This window comes from Pseudoalteromonas sp. SWN29 (assembly GCF_015864465.1).
Lineage (GTDB): Bacteria > Pseudomonadota > Gammaproteobacteria > Enterobacterales > Alteromonadaceae > Pseudoalteromonas.
In genome coordinates, this window is the sequence record NZ_JADYXE010000007.1 from 1 (window position 1) to 15409 (window position 15409).

Sequence of the window (15409 nt, forward strand, 5' to 3'; positions counted from 1 at the left end):
AACTATCGTAGCGTAATTATTAGCCTAGCTAATTGTTACCAAAAAGCCCGAGCTTAGTCTCGGGTTTTTTAATGCCTGAAGAAAAGTGTCATATGAAGGTGGCGCTCTTATCTTAGGCGTAGGTACTTTGTAGCAACTATCGTAGCGTAATAATTAACCTTAAAGTTAATTATTAGAAAAAGGTCACTTAGGTGGCCTTTTTTAATACCTGAAGAAAAGTGATTGGCTTTTCGTTATAGCTTTATTGCCGTAGCTTGGGTTGAGTTTTACGAAACCCGAGGAAAAAGATTGCTGAAGATAACTACGCAGTTAATGGGCTATTTAATACGTTAAAATGATCATGCTTTTAATAAAATTGGTACCAATAAAAAAGCACGGCTAGGCCGCGCTTATATTGAGTTAGCTCTTGGTCTTTTAGCCAATTACTAATATATGATAAAAGCTTTAATGCTTTTTAGCATACTCTTCAGCTTGCTTTAAAACTCTTAATAAATTACCGCTAAGAATTTTTTTAATATCAGCATCGCTGTAATCTCTATCCATTAAACCTTGAACAAGGTTAGGGTAGCTAGATACATCTTTTAAACCGATAGGTAATGAATCGCCTACTCCATCATAATCGGAGCCAATACCGACATAATCAATACCAATTAGCTCAACTACGTGATCAATATGATCAAGTACTTGCTCAAGGCTTGCAAATGGGTAAGGGTTTTTGGCACGGTATACAGCATCAAAATCTTTGCTTAATTTAGTCCCGTCTTTTTTAACCGACTCTTTTGTACTTTTTAACTGCTTGCCCCAACTGCCTGCTTTAGCGGTAACAAAACTTGAGCCAAAGTTGATTTGAATAACACCGCCATTTTCTTTAAGTGCTAATAACATATCGTCATTCATATTACGCTCAAAGCCAGGAGTATATTTACGAAGTGATGAATGAGAGGCAATTACGGGTGTTTTAGAGAGATCCATAACCTGATAAAACGCATCATCAGAAATATGAGAAACGTCGATTAACATACCAATATTATTCATTTCAGTAATTAGCTTTTTACCAAATGGGCTTAAACCTTTCCATTTGCGGCGAATATCATAAGACGAATCTGAAATATGGTTGCTTTGCGAGTGCGCTAGCGTGATGTAGCGAATACCGCGGTCGTAAAAGTGCTGAAGGTTTTTCATATCTCCTTCGATAGGAGATCCATTTTCCATACCCATTGCAATAGACAGCTTACCTTGCTTAAACTGCTCTTCTATATCAGTGCTTGAGCTGGCAATAGCAAACTTATCGGGTGCGCGCTGGGCTATAGCTTCCATACTATCAATCATTTGATTGGCTAGTTGGTAGCTTTTTCCTTTACCTTCAAATTCCAAATGCGCAGGAATATAAATCGACATAAACGGTGCGTTTAAACCGCCTTTTACAGCGCGAGGGTAGTCAAAATCGCCATCAGTTGTCGCTTTAGTTACATCAACCCAGCTTTCGTGAATTCGATAAGGTACGTCGATATGGGTATCAATTAAAATGGTGTCTTTAGCGAGTTTAATTGCTTTGTCGGATGCTGTTATTGATTGTTCTGCATGGACTTGACTAGTTAATGCTAGTGATACGGCTACCACTAGAGTGCTGAGTTTTATCATGTTTTGGCTCTTTGGGTAAAAAGCCATTGTGTACGTTCAATTCAAAAGTTACAAGTGCTAATCAAACGACTCTGCTTGATGCTCTTCACTTTGCAGCGCTTTAAATTCGCCCTTCGAAATGATAGTTACAGACTCATGTAATTCAGAGAAAAACACCATTGCTTCGCCATTTTTAAGCTGTAGCTTAACTTGGTTAACTTTAGATTCAATGCTTGCTTCTACTTCACCATAATCAGTGCCTTCGCGCAGTACATAGCTTTCTATTAGGTTGTATAGTGTATCTTTATCGAGTTGTTCAAAAGGGATAATCATAATTGCTCTTTGTTTGCGTTGCCTAAAACATGTTGCCCAAAATAGCATGGCACGGCTTTCTCTAACCAAAATATGGGCTTAAACGGATTTTTACCGCTAATAAAACCAACGTGTCCGCCCTTGTCAGAGATGCGCAGCGTAACATGCTCACTTACATCTTGCCTACTCGGTACGGCCTTAATTGAGAGCATTGGGTCGTCTTTGGCATGAATAATAAGTGTGGGTATAGCGATATCTTTTAAGTACGGCATGGCACTGGCTTTACGATAGTAATCGTGAGCATTTTCAAAACCGTGTAACGGTGCTGTAAGTTGGTTATCAAACTCTAATAAATCATCAATATTCATTAATTGATCGGTAGTTATAGGAATTTGCTGCTTAATTTGCGGCAATTTACGTTGCATCGACTTTTTCATGCGATCGAGCAAATACTTTTGATAAATTTTACCTAAACTTTTACGAATAACATCACTTGATGACGACAAATCATAAGGCGCCGATACCACCGCTGCAGCACTTAGTGGGCATGCTTGTGATTGTTCACCTAAGTATTTGGCCAGTACGTTACCGCCTAACGAAAAACCTACAGCGACCATAGTGCGCTCAGGGAATTGCAGCTTTAAGTGATTTATAAAAAAGGCTAAATCGGCGGTGTCACCGCTGTGATAAGCGCGAGGTAGGCGATTTACTTCAGTTGAGCAATTTCTAAAGTGCATAAGCACCACTGCGTAACCTTGTTTTTTTAACGCCTTCATCATGCCTTTGGCATAAAAGCTATTTATATTGCCTTCAAGGCCATGTAAAACAACGGCAAGTGGAGCTGTTTCGTTATGTGGAAGTGACCATGCGAGCTCAATAAAGTCACCATCAGGTGTATCAAGTTGCTCAAGTTCGTAGCGAGTGTGGTGAAATGGGCGGAAAAAACGCGGCATTATGGTCTGAACGTGACGATTGGTCATCCACCATGCTGGTTTGAACTGAGAGATCATGTTTGTACTACGCACTTTGTATTAAACGAAAAGCTAGTGTATCAAATTTTTCGCTTCAGAAAATAAAAAGCGCCTAACTAGTAAACTAATAAGGCGCTTTAGTGCGTCGTGCTTAATTTTGGTCAGGAATTTCTGCATCATGTATTTTTTTCAGAAAGAAAAAAGCAAAAAAGATACACAAAGAAACAACGATAGTTAAAAACCCAAAAGACATAAATAAAACTGGATCTGTAAAAAAATCTCTAAAGAATACGCTCATGATTTGTTCCCCTCGTTGTTGATGGGTTAATCATAAGCGGTGTTTAGAAGGCCCAACGTGATCGAGATCAAGTTATTTACATAAGCAGATGTAGGAGCGAATCTAAGTTGATTTAGATCATATTTTAAGTGTGATTAGCTAGGTAGTAGGTTGATTTGCTGAAGTTCTAGCAGCTATACCTAGAATATTATAATTATTTATCAAGATACAGGGATGATTGTTTAGTTAGGTTATGTTGATGCTAGGTTTTGATGTGAAGAAAAAGGTTATATATACTTATGAGAATTGTGCAGAAATTAATAAGGGGCTGGATAAATTATGAAACTAAGTGGAATTGCATTCATATTTAGCAATGTTTATTTCGAAGAAATCGACTTACCTTTTATGTTGTCAGAAAATATGATACTTCGATCTGCAACTTCATCGGAGATCGAACAGCTAAATGAGCATTTAAAAGAAGCGTATGGCTCAGCAGCCCGTTGGGTCGTTCCATTTAATGAAGAGGCTATAGAAGTTGAAGATAAGGGCACTAAAAAGATCATATATGCTCAAAGTAATAAAACAAGATGTTGGGTCATTGCTTTTAATGGTTCTAATTCACAAGTGTTTACACTTGGTAAAGTTTCTACGCTAATTAATCCTAAATTACAATTTGGTTCGACTTTTATGTACAAAGGGCCCAATCAAAAAAGGGAAGGCAAAAGTGTTTTATATGGCGGTCATTCCCAAATTGAATTACTTGCAGAACAGTCACGAAAGGTATCTCAAAAAGTAAGTACAGCTGAACTTCAAAAACTAAAAAATTTATATAATTTTATAGGCCGTGAGCAAACCAAATATGAAAAGATTGAATTTGTTTTAGAGTTGTATTCTTCATCAGGAAGTTTAGATGTAGGCTCTAAATTACTAACATTATCACTATTCTCTATAATTGAATCACTAATCGCTCACAAGCCTCGATTAACTGAAACTCTAGATTCAGTAACTCATCAAATTAAACATAAGATAAACCTATTATCTAAGCGATTTGATAATACGATAAAATATCATGTTTTTTTTGAAGAAATAGGATATCCAAAGCTATGGGCAAAGTTATATGGATTAAGAAGTGATATTGCTCATGGTCAAAAATATGATTTTTCTAAGGACTACAAGATTTTAAAATCTATTGAAAATGTAAATTATTTTTTAGATCAAGTGGCGAAAGAACTTATTAAATTATCAATTAAAGACTTTGATTTAGTGAATGATATTAGAAATTGTTAAACCTAAGAGGTTAATATTACTGTAAGCTTAATTAGTAAAATATTAGGACTACTTGTATCTGTAGTTTTTTTACTACCACTTCATTATTTACTTCATACTCTTAAACTGCTTAAAACAATAATAATTCAAACTATACTTCCACATATAGCTCAATATTGTTTGGTTCTGTATGCTCGATTAATTCAAACTCATTTACTGCTTCAATCAACATATGTTGCTGTTGTTTTTCAAGTTTTAGCTCAGCGCTTAGTAACTCTTCGCGTATTGTGGCGTAATCATTTATTGTATTTTGGTTCGTTTTTAAATAGCTACGTGCAGCACGTAGCGGTTGCAAAGCTTGGTTATCAAACTCATAAATTACGTTTATTAACGTACTTAATTGCTCGGCGTTAACGCTTAAATTTAATGAGTCTAAATAAAGCAGTAACAAGCACAAATTTACATTTTTACCTTGCTGGTTTTGTAGTGCCAGCAAGGTTGTTTGTTGAGCAGGCTTTGCGTACAGGGTGCACGCAAATTGCCAAAAATGGTCGCTATTGAGCAAGTTCATCGGCGAATGCCTGTTCTTTTTCTTCCATTTCTTCAAGTGCCATCAGTAGCTCTTCTTCAATGTCGTTAAGTTTAGGCGTAAGCGTTGCTTGCTTGGCCAATAACTCTTTGAGTTTGGCTTTGTTGTCGTCGTTGTAGAGTTCGTTGTCGCCAAGGGCTACTTCCACTTCGCTAAGCTCTGCAGTAAATTTATCGAGTTGCTTTTCAAGCTTTTCAATTTGCTTTTTAAGTGGCTGAGTGGCTTTTCTAAACTCAGCCTCTAAGCGCTTTTGCTCTTTTCGGTTAACGCCCGGATTAGCTTTAGGTTCGTCGCTTTGCTGTGCTTTAACTGCTTCTTTATTGGCGTTAAGTAGCCATTGATAATACGCATCTAAGTCGTAACCAAATTGCGTTACTTTGCCGTCATCGACTAAATAAAACTCATCGGCGGTATTTTTAAGCATATGGCGATCATGCGATACGGTAACCATAGCGCCTTCAAAACCTTGCAGGGCCATAACAAGCGCGTGGCGCATTTCTAAATCAAGGTGGTTAGTTGGCTCATCGAGTAGTAATAAGTTTGGTTTTTGATATACCAACATGGCAAGTACTAAACGTGCTTTTTCGCCGCCCGAAAAAGGAGCTACAGGCTCAAGGGCTTTATCGCCAATAAAGGCAAAACCACCTAAAAAGTCACGTAGTGATTGCTCAGTAGCTTTAGGATCGAGTCGTTGTATATGCGTTATTGCACTGGCTTTTAAATCAAGCGATTCAAGCTGATGCTGCGCAAAATAACCAATATTTAAACCATGGTGCTGCACAACTTCGCCCGCTTGTGGCTCTAAGTCGCCAGAAAGCAGTTTAATTAACGTTGATTTACCCGCACCATTTCTTCCAAGTAAAGCAATTCGGCTGCCTGGTACTAGGTTTAGCTCTATATTATTTAAAATGGTGACGTCACCATAACCCGCTTTGGCTTTATCTATTGTCATTAGTGGGTTTGGTAATGCTTTTGGCTCTGCAAACTCAAAGTTAAATGGCGAGTCGGCATGTGCTGGTGCTAATTTTTCCATGCGTTCAAGCGCTTTTACACGGCTTTGTGCTTGTTTAGCTTTACTGGCTTTTGCTTTAAAGCGCGTTATAAACTGCTCAAGGTGCGCAATTTGATCTTGTTGCTTATCAAACATCGCTTGTTGTTGTAATAAACGCTCTGCTTTTTGGCGTTCAAACTGCGAGTAGTTACCTTTGTACACATTGATAAGTTGTTTATCTACATGCCAAATTTGATCAACCACGGCATCTAAAAATTCACGGTCATGCGATATAAGCACAAGGGTGCCTGTATACGCACGTAAAAAGCGTTCAAGCCAATAAACGGCATCTAAATCAAGGTGGTTTGTTGGCTCATCGAGAAGTAGTAAATCGGCGTCGCGTATTAATGCTTGGGCAAGGTTTAAACGCATACGCCAACCACCCGAAAACGAGCTTACAGGGTTTTCTATTAGGTTATTAGCAAAGCCTAAGCCGTGTAATAGCTCACCAGCGGTTGATTCAATGCTGTAACCTTTAATGTTTTCAAGCTGAATATGTACTTTGGCTTGTGTGTCGCCATCGTTGTTTTTCTCGGCCTCACGCAGTGCTATACGCATTGCATAGTATTCTGGGTGGCCTTGAAGTACATAGTCAATGGCGCTTATTTCAAGGGCAGGGGTTTCTTGTTTTACTGAGGCAATAGACCAATCTTTTGGAATACTGCAATTACCGGCATCGAGTTGCAATTCAGATTTTAGTAAACCAAATAACGTAGATTTACCACAGCCATTAGCGCCAACAAGGCCTACTTTGTGCTCTGGAAATAACGTAGCTGATGCGTTTTTTAATAAGGCTTTACCGCCACGAAGTAGTTCTATTTCTGAGATTTGGATCATGAATGCGTTACTTTGCTGTGCCCTTGTTAAGTTGGCGCTATCATAACATAGAACTTAATGCTCTTATCAAGCGTATCAACAAGTGAAGTTATACGATAAAATAACGGCAGTTCAAACCACAGGAAAAATGTTGTGAGACAAAAGAAGCGATTTATTGCTGGTGCATCGTGCCCTGAGTGTAAAGCCATGGATACTATGATGCTATACAGAGAACATGATGTTGAAAAAGTAGAGTGTGTTGAGTGCGGTCATAAAATGGCGCAACCCGATAACGCTGTTCAGGCGTCGACTCGCCAATTTGAACAAGTAATTGGTGTGTTTAAACCGGGCGACTAACCCGGTTTTTTTATTGCCTAATTTTTACCGGCTTTAGTAATGCGGTGGAGGCGGCTCAGGTGCTTCAGACATCATAGACGATGATGACTGCGACTCTTTAATTTTTTCTGCTAGCAGCTCTGTTTGGCGTTTCATTTTTGCTAAAAGTTGCTGATGCACTTTTATTTCATCATTTAAAACTTCAATCGTTTCGTCTTGAAAAGCCACTTTGGCTTCAAGTTCCATTAAGCGATGTTCAATTGTGTTCATTATTCTCTCGTATAATAAATCGCTCTGCGATACCGCTGGAGCTTTCGGTTAACAACGACTTACCGTTATCTGTAAATGTCACATCTAGCACCACCGCCGATTTAGGCTTACTGCCTTCGCGCGGGGTAACCTGCCAAGTTTGAATTTTTTCGCCGCTTAGTATTTGCCACAAATCTACGCGCTTATTTGGCGAGCCGGTTGCAAGCAAAGTGCCTTGTTCGTTAAAACGCACAGCAGTAAAAATTTTCTGACGCGCAATATACTTCAGTTTACTCACAAGATCACCTGTAGTCAGCTTCCATACATTTGCTTGTGCCATACTGTCGGCCGTAAACGCATAGCGACCCTGTGGATCGAGCGTCACTTGGGTAACACGCGTTGGGTGATTAAAACGATGAATTACTTGCCCTGTACGTGTATCCCAAAAGTAAGCAACATAATCGTTAGAGCCACTTAAGGCGTAGCGTCCGTTAGGTGATAGGTCAACGGTGTTAACTTTATCTTGATGACCTAAAAACTCAATACGACGTCCGGTTTCTAGGTTTACAAATACGACAACGCCGTCGCTACGGCCGTATAAAACACTACGGCCTTGATTGCTAATAGCAATATCGCGAATACTGGCTTTTTGTATTTTGTAATAACCTTTATTTTTGCCTGTGGCTATATCCCACACAGCAAACGTGGTTTTTTCGGCGGTAACAGCCACGCTGTTATCAAAAGCAATAGCAACGGCGTATACCAAACTGTCTTGAGCTTGCTGCTGAAACCATTGGTATTTTAGTACCTGCTGTTGATTATCCCACAGGGCGACCCCATGGTTGATAGAGGAGATCAAACTGTATTTACCATCGTTTGAAAGTGTTGATGAAAACGCACCTTGTGCAGCATGTTCGTAACTTGCTACAGCGTGTTGCTTTTTATCGGTACAGGCGATGGCTAAAAAACAGCTAAATACGATTAAAAAAGTACGAAATATCGACATATTACAGGTATTTCCCCTTAACTCTTAGTGACTGAGAGGTTAGACTAGGACGCGTTAAATGCCTAGGTTGTTTGTCTAATCACTGGATATGTTTTTAGTTTAGCTAACAATGTGGAATTTAGTCATTAAACAAGCAGCCTATCATGTGGGCCGTTAATCTTTAACTAGTAATAATACATTAAAATGACAACTGCAAAGTGTGTCGGAGATTTAAAATGAAAAAGACGATTAGATTGTCATTGATTGCAGCGTCAGTTTTAGCGCTTACAGCTTGTAATCAAGAAGCAAAAAAAGAACAAGCTGAAGTTAAATTAGACACTGTAGAACAGCAACAAGCATACGGTATTGGTGCATCTGTAGGTAACTTTTTAAATAAAGACCTAGCAGACAAAACAGAAATTGGTATTGAGCTAGACCAAGCACTTCTAATCCGTGGTTTTGAAGATGCACTTGCTGGTAATGCAAAAATTGACGAAGAAAAAATTCGCGAAGTATTAACTGAACTAGATACATCAGTACGTACTAAGCAAGAAGAAAAAGCAAAAGTAGAGTCTGAAAAAAGCAAAGAAGCGGGTGTTAAATACCTAGCTGACAACGCTAAAAAAGAAGGCGTTACAGTAACTGAGTCTGGCCTGCAGTATGAAGTACTTAGCGAAGGCGATGGCGAAAAGCCAGTAGCAACAGACGTAGTTAAAGTACACTACAAAGGTACTTTATTAGACGGTACTGAGTTTGATAGCTCATATGCACGTAACGAACCTACAACTTTCCCTCTTAACCGCGTAATTGCTGGTTGGACTGAAGGTTTACAACTTATGTCAGTGGGTTCTAAGTACAAGTTCACTATTCCTTCAGAACTTGCTTACGGCGACCGCGACTTAGGTAAGATTCCAGCTAATTCAACACTTGTATTTGAAGTTGAATTACTTGAAATTCAAAATGAAGAAGCACCAGCACAATAATAAGCTTATTGTGTAAATGCAAAAAGGGACCTTAGGTCCCTTTTTTAATATGCGTAAATAACATATTAGTTTGCGTGATTAGAAAACAAGTTATCAATAAGCTCATCTTCAAGTGCAAAGCGTGCTTCTAATGCCTCACCAATAACAGACAAGTCATCATCAAAACCCTTTAACAAGTCTTCTTTGTCTACTTCAGCGTACTTATCATTAAAATCTAACGCTATGTCGGTTGTACTGGAAATACGCGGGTAAATAGAGTTTGCAAGCTCTTGGCTCTGTAAGCCCTTTTTTTCACATGCTTTTGCTATATCGTCATACACTTCAAAATGGCCCGCAGATAGGTAATCCATTAAAAGTTGGCAAAATGATTCAATTAGTTTTGGCTCTGGCAATGCTTGATCTTGTTTTTCGTACGGCGTAAAACCTGCAATTTTGCAATAAAGTACAATAAGGTCTTGGCGTTCGTTTAGCCATTTATCAATTACTGTGTGGCTACCACCCCATTTTTGTTGAGCTTTTTCTACACGCGTCAGCATAACTGTTCTCCTAGCTGGGTTGGTCTTTCAATTAGAATATAATAAGTTTATGTACATCAAGATATATTTAATTTGCGAGTATATCAACAAGTAAAGTTGAGCTACTTTGAGGGGTGTACCTTTTTATATAATCTAAGGCGAGGGATTTTATTTTAGGCAAGAAAAAACCACCAGTTACGGTGGTCTAATTTCTTTCAGTGACTTGTTATAACAAGCTTTCTTATTTTTATGAGATGATTTTTATTGTTATTATTTTAAAACATTTATTTTTATTGTTTTAAGATTTTTATTATTTTTTTTGTTAACGCGGGACAAACAATAACAAGGTTTTTGTAATGTTGCAAACATATTAATAAAAAGTTTTAAATGTTATTCTTTTTTGCTTACTTTATAGTCAAAATGGATTAAAGCACGCCATTATATTGATCTGCCTCTAGGTAAAGCTGTTTTCGTCCCTAAGCAATAGAGGGTCGGAGAATATGGTGGTACAATCTTGCACAATTTATACAAGTCTTAGGATCATTTACGCCATGAGCGAATTAAAAAACGACCGTTATTTACGTGCACTTGCAAAACAACCTGTTGATGTAACTCCGGTATGGATGATGCGCCAAGCAGGACGCTATTTACCAGAGTATCGCGCTACACGTGCACAAGCGGGCGATTTTATGAGCCTGTGCCGTAATGCTGAGCTTGCATGTGAAGTAACACTGCAGCCACTACGTCGCTACCCGTTAGATGCCGCTATATTATTTAGTGATATTTTAACGATTCCAGATGCGATGGGTTTAGGTCTTTACTTTGAAACTGGCGAAGGCCCTAAATTTGAACGTCCTATTTCATCACTTGCTGATGTTAAAAAAATTCCAAAGTTAGACCCTACAGACGAGCTTGGCTACGTAATGAACGCAGTAAGCACTATTCGTCGTGAGCTTAAGGGTGAAGTACCGCTCATTGGTTTTTCTGGTTCACCTTGGACACTAGCAACTTACATGGTTGAAGGCGGTAGCAGCAAAGTATTTGGTAAAATCAAAAAAATGGCGTTTGCAGAGCCGCAAACACTTCATTTATTACTCGATAAGTTAGCTGACTCAGTTATTGATTATTTAAATGCTCAAATTAAAGCTGGCGCGCAATCGCTAATGGTATTTGACTCATGGGGTGGTGTATTAAGCCCGCGCGATTACAACGAATTTTCACTGCAATATATGCATAAAATTGTAGATGGCTTAATTCGTGAATACGATGGTCGTAAAGTACCGGTTACTTTGTTCACTAAAAATGGTGGTCAATGGATTGAAGCTATTGCAGCAACAGGTTGTGATGCAATTGGTCTTGATTGGACTATTAATATTAGCGACGCTAAACGCCGTGTGGGTGATAAAGTAGCTCTACAAGGTAATATGGATCCATCTATGTTACACGGTACACCAGAGCGTATTCGCCAAGAAGTAGGCACTATTTTAGAAGACTTCGGTACAGGCAATGGCCACGTGTTTAACTTAGGCCACGGTATTACACCAGATGTAGACCCTGAAAATGCTGGTGTATTCATTAATGCAGTACATGAGCTAAGTGCTAAGTACCATAAGTAATAGCTACTTAAATAAACTTTAAAACTGTTTAAAAGTAAAAAACCCGCTAAGTTGCGGGTTTTTTGTTATCTATTTATAAAGGCTTTTAAAACTACTTATTTAAATAAGCGATTTAAACCATTTAATGCCGCAACACGGTAGGCTTCAGCCATGGTTGGGTAGTTAAATGTGGTATTTACAAAGTAGTCGATATTATTGCCACCATTTTTTTGCTCCATAATGGCTTGGCCAATGTGAACAATTTCAGAGGCACGCTCGCCAAAACAATGTACGCCAAGTACTTCTTTGGTTTCAGTGTGGAATAATATTTTTAAACTACCTACTTCAGTACCAGCAATTTGCGCGCGAGCCAAATGCTTAAACTGTGCACGGCCAACTTCATACGGTACTTTAGCGGCTGTAAGTTCTTGCTCTGTTTTACCTACTGAGCTCATTTCTGGGATGGTATAAATACCAGCTGGAATATCAACAATCAGGCGGTCGTCACAGTTACCACACGCAATGGCATCAGCAGCTATGCGACCTTGGTCAAACGCAGCACTTGCAAGGCTTGGATAGCCAATTACATCACCTACAGCGTAAACGTTATCAATTTCTGTTTGATATGTTTCGTTAACTTTTAATTGGCCACGGCTATCGGCTTTTAAACCAATGGCTTCAAGGTTTAGCGTATCAGTGTTACCAGTACGGCCATTAGCAAATAAAATACAGTCAGCTTTTACGCGTTTGCCTGATTTTAAATGCATAATAACGCAGTCGTCACGGGTCTCTATTCGGTCAAACTCTTCGTTATGACGAATAACAATACCGCTGTTCCAAAAGTGATAGCTAAGCGCGTCAGATATTTCAGCATCCATAAAAGCAAGTAGTCGGTCGCGTGTATTAACTAAATCAACTTTAGCGCCTAAACCTTTAAATATAGAAGCGTACTCACAACCAATTACACCAGCGCCATAAATAAGTACGCGATGAGGGTCATGTTCAAGGCCAAGTATTGTATCGCTTTCGTAAATACGAGAATGCGTAAAATCGACTTCAGGCGGGCGGTAAGGGCGTGAACCGGTCGCTATAACAATTGTTTTAGCAGTTAGTCGCTCAGTTGAGCCATCATTTCTTTTTATTTCAATTGTGTGCTTATCTACAAAGCTCGCATCACCTTGAAACATATGAATGCGGTTGCGATCGTAAAAGCTGCTACGTAAATTAGATTGCTTAGAAATAACAGAACTGGCATGACGCAAAATATCAGGAAATGTTAAGCGGCTAGGACGCTCGCCAACATTAAATAACGGGTTTGCTTTGTATTCAATATAACGGCTAACAGAGTGGCGAAGCGCTTTTGAAGGAATTGTTCCCCAATGCACACAACCGCCACCAACAGCTTCTTGGCGTTCAATAACCGCTACTTTTTTGTCATTTTTTGAAAGGTTCATGGCGGTACCTTCACCGCCAGGACCCGTGCCAATAATTATTGCATCATATTGGTATGTCACGGGTACTTTTTTTTGTTCTGGTTGTTTGGCCACAGCCACTCCTAAATTAATTAAAAGAGGCTTTTAATAACCTCGCATTAAGTGCTAGCCATGCCTGTTTTTGATTTTCCCAGGCGGCTTCCAACTCATGGTATTGTGCCATTAATGCTGAGCGTTCACACTGCTTTGCCATGTTATTTTTTTTAACTTCTAACACTTGTTTTTGTAGTGAACAATAATTCTGCAGTTTTTTCAGCAGTAAATCGTACTCTTGTTGTAATAATGTAAGCTTATCTTGCGCTAAAGGCAATTTTGCAAGACGCGTTTGCGTTTTACCCATTAGCGTTTCGGCCTTCGCTTTTTCGATGCGTTCAACTGGCGTACGCTTTAATTTATTAGCTAAACCAACAGCTGCTAAAGAGCGAATCATCCATTTTGTTGGATCGTAATGAAACCATTTAATACCGTTACGATAGTCGCTTGCAAAAATATGGTGGAAGTTATGGTAACCCTCGCCATAAGTAAATAATGCTAAAAAGCCGTTATCGCGTGCTGTATTTTTTTCGGTGTATGGGCGAGAACCCCAAATATGTGCAACCGAATTAATAAAAAAAGTAAAGTGTTGGCTTAGTACTAAGCGTAGTAAGCCTGCAAGAATTAACATACCCCATACATCACCTACCATTAAGCCTAGTGCGAGTGGCAAACCTACGTTCATAGCAATAGCTAGTTTTAAGTAGTGCTTATGTTGCCACGTAACGACTTTATTTCGTTGTAAATCACGACAATTACTATAGTCGTTATAGCTATCGCCTTGGTAGTCACGTAACATCCAGCCAATATGGCTGTACCAAAAGCCATTAGTAGCTGCGTAAGGGTCTTTTATTGGGTCGTCAACTTGGCCGTGATGTACACGGTGATCGCTACTCCAGTGCAAAGCACTGTTTTGTAGTGCAAAAGCACCGCCAAGCGCAAAAATAAATTCAACCGCAGGGTGTGCGTTATAGGTTTTATGTGCCCATAATCGGTGGTAACCGGCAGTAATAGATAAGCCCGCATAAAACATGCAGCCTACAAAAGCAATCCAATGCGCGCTGGTAAATCCGTAGCTAATAGCGTACCAAGGTACAAGGGTGGCAGCCGCCAAAAAGGTTAGGCTAAAAAACAGGACGTTTGTCCAAATAATCGGTGGTTTATTCATAATTCTCAATCTCAGCGTACAACTGTAAGCTAAAATAGTATTTCAAACTCTTGGCGTCAAGTATTAGACTAGGGAATTAGGCACATTTTCACTAAAAATTCACATAAATTCATTCTAGGAGCTGTTGATGTCGGGTGTTAGAGCGCAACAGAAACAAAAAACACGACAGGCTTTAATTGAGGCGGCATTTAATCAGCTGAGTGCTGATCATAGTTTTTCTAATTTAAGTTTACGCGAAGTTGCGCGAGAAGCCGGTATTGCCCCAACTTCTTTTTATCGTCATTTTAAAGACATGGATGAGCTTGGCTTAACCATGGTAGACGAAGCAGGTTTAACTCTTCGCCAACTAATGCGTCAAGCACGTAGGCGCATAGCAAACGATGGCGGCAGTGTTATAAACACCTCAGTGGTTACGTTTATGGAGTTTATTGATAACTCAAGTAACCAATTTAGATTATTGCTACGAGAACGCTCTGGTACGTCTAAAGCATTTAGAGCCGCAGTAGCGCGCGAGGTAAAACATTTTATTTTAGAGCTGGCTCATTATTTAGAAAGCGAAACCAAATGTAACTCCATGCATGCCTATATTCAGGCTGAATCTATGGTCACTCTGGTATTTAATGCCGGCGCAGAAGCGCTCGACATAGAAGGGCTACAACGCGACGAATTGATTGAGCGCGTTATTTGGCAATTACGTTATATTACTCGCGGTGCGTCGCATTACGTAAGAGAAACGAATAAAGAGGCATAGCTTAAAAAAATTGCAAAAAGTTAATATAAGCACGGTATATTGCAGTGCTTATTAATTTAAGCGCCACTAGTTGCGTATTTGTTATTTTAATTCCCTATGTTGACCTATGTTAAATTAAAAAACCCAATTGAATCGTTTTTAAATCTATTATGTGGAATATTTATGCTTGCTTGGTGCGGCTATGAATGTTAAAAATAGGCTTCACTGAACACACACACAAGAAAACAAGATGCATATTATTCGTTTAATTACACTAAAACTTAACCTCTTACTGCTATGGCAAGTAAGCGGGGATTAGTGTGTTTGCATCGAGTTGAACACTAAAAACCCCGCAATTGCGGGGTTTTTTTTATCTCGCGGCTGGGATTAATTGAAATTTGGGTAACATAGGAATGAGGG

General features: G+C 39.1%; 15 protein-coding genes. 5 read left to right on the plus strand and 10 right to left on the minus strand.

Translation table 11 applies throughout. The annotated features are described in order from the left end of the window. Nucleotides 1-444: 444 nt before the first annotated feature. The 3 genes from I6F53_RS03880 to I6F53_RS03890 are packed head-to-tail and all read right to left on the minus strand — an operon-like array spanning nucleotide 445 to nucleotide 2942. The gene (locus I6F53_RS03880; RefSeq protein WP_197238558.1) at nucleotides 445-1641 is read right to left on the minus strand and encodes a dipeptidase; all 1197 of its coding nucleotides are present in this window, start codon (nucleotides 1639-1641) and stop codon (nucleotides 445-447) included. A gap of 57 nt (nucleotides 1642-1698) precedes the next feature. Further along, nucleotides 1699-1953 carry a YheU family protein gene (locus I6F53_RS03885; RefSeq protein WP_197179996.1) on the minus strand — a complete coding sequence of 85 codons (255 nt, stop codon included), beginning with the start codon at nucleotides 1951-1953 and terminating at the stop codon, nucleotides 1699-1701. Beyond that, the gene (locus tag I6F53_RS03890; protein ID WP_165741905.1) at nucleotides 1950-2942 is read right to left on the minus strand and encodes a hydrolase; all 993 of its coding nucleotides are present in this window, start codon (nucleotides 2940-2942) and stop codon (nucleotides 1950-1952) included. The genes I6F53_RS03885 and I6F53_RS03890 overlap by 4 nt, the downstream gene beginning before the upstream one ends. Before the next feature lie 577 nt (nucleotides 2943-3519). Between I6F53_RS03890 and I6F53_RS03895 the strand changes: the two genes are divergently transcribed. Next, nucleotides 3520-4467, plus strand: a complete 948-nt coding sequence (locus I6F53_RS03895) for a HEPN domain-containing protein (RefSeq protein ID WP_197238559.1) — start codon at nucleotides 3520-3522, stop codon at nucleotides 4465-4467. A 130-nt stretch (nucleotides 4468-4597) separates the two neighbouring features. On the opposite strand, the gene I6F53_RS03900 is transcribed toward I6F53_RS03895, so the two are convergent. After that, nucleotides 4598-5017, minus strand: coding sequence for a TIGR02444 family protein (locus I6F53_RS03900; protein WP_197238561.1), 420 nt, complete (start codon nucleotides 5015-5017; stop codon nucleotides 4598-4600). Then, nucleotides 5001-6923, minus strand: a complete 1923-nt coding sequence (locus tag I6F53_RS03905) for an ATP-binding cassette domain-containing protein (protein ID WP_197238562.1) — start codon at nucleotides 6921-6923, stop codon at nucleotides 5001-5003. Before I6F53_RS03905 ends, I6F53_RS03900 begins: the two co-directional genes overlap by 17 nt. A 132-nt stretch (nucleotides 6924-7055) precedes the next feature. On the opposite strand from I6F53_RS03905, the gene I6F53_RS03910 reads away from it, so the two are divergent. Further along, entirely contained in the window at nucleotides 7056-7259 is a 204-nt protein-coding gene (locus I6F53_RS03910) for a YheV family putative zinc ribbon protein (RefSeq protein WP_004589620.1), read from the plus strand. A 33-nt stretch (nucleotides 7260-7292) separates the two neighbouring features. On the opposite strand, the gene I6F53_RS03915 is transcribed toward I6F53_RS03910, so the two are convergent. Further along, nucleotides 7293-7508, minus strand: a complete 216-nt coding sequence (locus I6F53_RS03915) for a SlyX family protein (RefSeq protein WP_007378900.1) — start codon at nucleotides 7506-7508, stop codon at nucleotides 7293-7295. Further along, nucleotides 7495-8493, minus strand: a complete 999-nt coding sequence (locus I6F53_RS03920) for a WD40 repeat domain-containing protein (protein WP_197180008.1) — start codon at nucleotides 8491-8493, stop codon at nucleotides 7495-7497. The genes I6F53_RS03915 and I6F53_RS03920 overlap by 14 nt, the downstream gene beginning before the upstream one ends. A gap of 215 nt (nucleotides 8494-8708) precedes the next feature. Here I6F53_RS03920 and fkpA point away from each other — a divergent pair, with 215 nt between their 5' ends. Continuing rightward, complete coding sequence (gene fkpA / locus I6F53_RS03925) at nucleotides 8709-9455, plus strand: FKBP-type peptidyl-prolyl cis-trans isomerase (protein WP_007582243.1); 747 nt, start codon at nucleotides 8709-8711, stop codon at nucleotides 9453-9455. Nucleotides 9456-9520: 65 nt separating this feature from the next. Here the strand turns inward: fkpA and I6F53_RS03930 are convergent, their stop codons facing one another. After that, nucleotides 9521-9991, minus strand: a complete 471-nt coding sequence (locus tag I6F53_RS03930) for an Rsd/AlgQ family anti-sigma factor (protein WP_007582240.1) — start codon at nucleotides 9989-9991, stop codon at nucleotides 9521-9523. 530 nt (nucleotides 9992-10521) lie between these two features. Between I6F53_RS03930 and hemE the strand changes: the two genes are divergently transcribed. Then, nucleotides 10522-11586 (plus strand): uroporphyrinogen decarboxylase, encoded by a 1065-nt coding sequence (gene hemE / locus I6F53_RS03935; protein WP_002961084.1) that lies wholly within the window; start codon nucleotides 10522-10524, stop codon nucleotides 11584-11586. A 95-nt stretch (nucleotides 11587-11681) separates the two neighbouring features. Here hemE and sthA read toward each other — a convergent pair whose 3' ends face one another. Together sthA and I6F53_RS03945 are read right to left on the minus strand one after the other, a co-directional pair. Then, entirely contained in the window at nucleotides 11682-13112 is a 1431-nt protein-coding gene (gene sthA, locus I6F53_RS03940) for a Si-specific NAD(P)(+) transhydrogenase (protein ID WP_182193767.1), read from the minus strand. A gap of 13 nt (nucleotides 13113-13125) precedes the next feature. Further along, nucleotides 13126-14259, minus strand: coding sequence for an acyl-CoA desaturase (locus tag I6F53_RS03945; RefSeq protein ID WP_197180010.1), 1134 nt, complete (start codon nucleotides 14257-14259; stop codon nucleotides 13126-13128). 127 nt (nucleotides 14260-14386) lie between these two features. Between I6F53_RS03945 and fabR the strand changes: the two genes are divergently transcribed. Next, on the plus strand, nucleotides 14387-15010 hold the full coding sequence (fabR, locus tag I6F53_RS03950) for an HTH-type transcriptional repressor FabR (RefSeq protein WP_166421497.1): 624 nt from the start codon (nucleotides 14387-14389) through the stop codon (nucleotides 15008-15010). The last annotated feature ends 399 nt before the right edge of the window (nucleotides 15011-15409 follow it).

What these genes read in the sequence shown, in the direction of transcription:
- I6F53_RS03885 (WP_197179996.1), bottom strand. Translation starts at nt 1,953, where the DNA reads ATGATTATCCCTTTTGAACAACTCGATAAAGATACACTATACAACCTA.
- I6F53_RS03915 (WP_007378900.1), bottom strand. Translation starts at nt 7,508, where the DNA reads ATGAACACAATTGAACATCGCTTAATGGAACTTGAAGCCAAAGTGGCT.
- fkpA (WP_007582243.1), top strand. Translation starts at nt 8,709, where the DNA reads ATGAAAAAGACGATTAGATTGTCATTGATTGCAGCGTCAGTTTTAGCG.
- I6F53_RS03945 (WP_197180010.1), bottom strand. Translation starts at nt 14,259, where the DNA reads ATGAATAAACCACCGATTATTTGGACAAACGTCCTGTTTTTTAGCCTA.
- I6F53_RS03880 (WP_197238558.1), bottom strand. Translation starts at nt 1,641, where the DNA reads ATGATAAAACTCAGCACTCTAGTGGTAGCCGTATCACTAGCATTAACT.
- I6F53_RS03890 (WP_165741905.1), bottom strand. Translation starts at nt 2,942, where the DNA reads ATGATCTCTCAGTTCAAACCAGCATGGTGGATGACCAATCGTCACGTT.
- I6F53_RS03900 (WP_197238561.1), bottom strand. Translation starts at nt 5,017, where the DNA reads ATGAACTTGCTCAATAGCGACCATTTTTGGCAATTTGCGTGCACCCTG.
- I6F53_RS03905 (WP_197238562.1), bottom strand. Translation starts at nt 6,923, where the DNA reads ATGATCCAAATCTCAGAAATAGAACTACTTCGTGGCGGTAAAGCCTTA.
- hemE (WP_002961084.1), top strand. Translation starts at nt 10,522, where the DNA reads ATGAGCGAATTAAAAAACGACCGTTATTTACGTGCACTTGCAAAACAA.
- fabR (WP_166421497.1), top strand. Translation starts at nt 14,387, where the DNA reads ATGTCGGGTGTTAGAGCGCAACAGAAACAAAAAACACGACAGGCTTTA.
- I6F53_RS03920 (WP_197180008.1), bottom strand. Translation starts at nt 8,493, where the DNA reads ATGTCGATATTTCGTACTTTTTTAATCGTATTTAGCTGTTTTTTAGCC.
- I6F53_RS03930 (WP_007582240.1), bottom strand. Translation starts at nt 9,991, where the DNA reads ATGCTGACGCGTGTAGAAAAAGCTCAACAAAAATGGGGTGGTAGCCAC.
- I6F53_RS03895 (WP_197238559.1), top strand. Translation starts at nt 3,520, where the DNA reads ATGAAACTAAGTGGAATTGCATTCATATTTAGCAATGTTTATTTCGAA.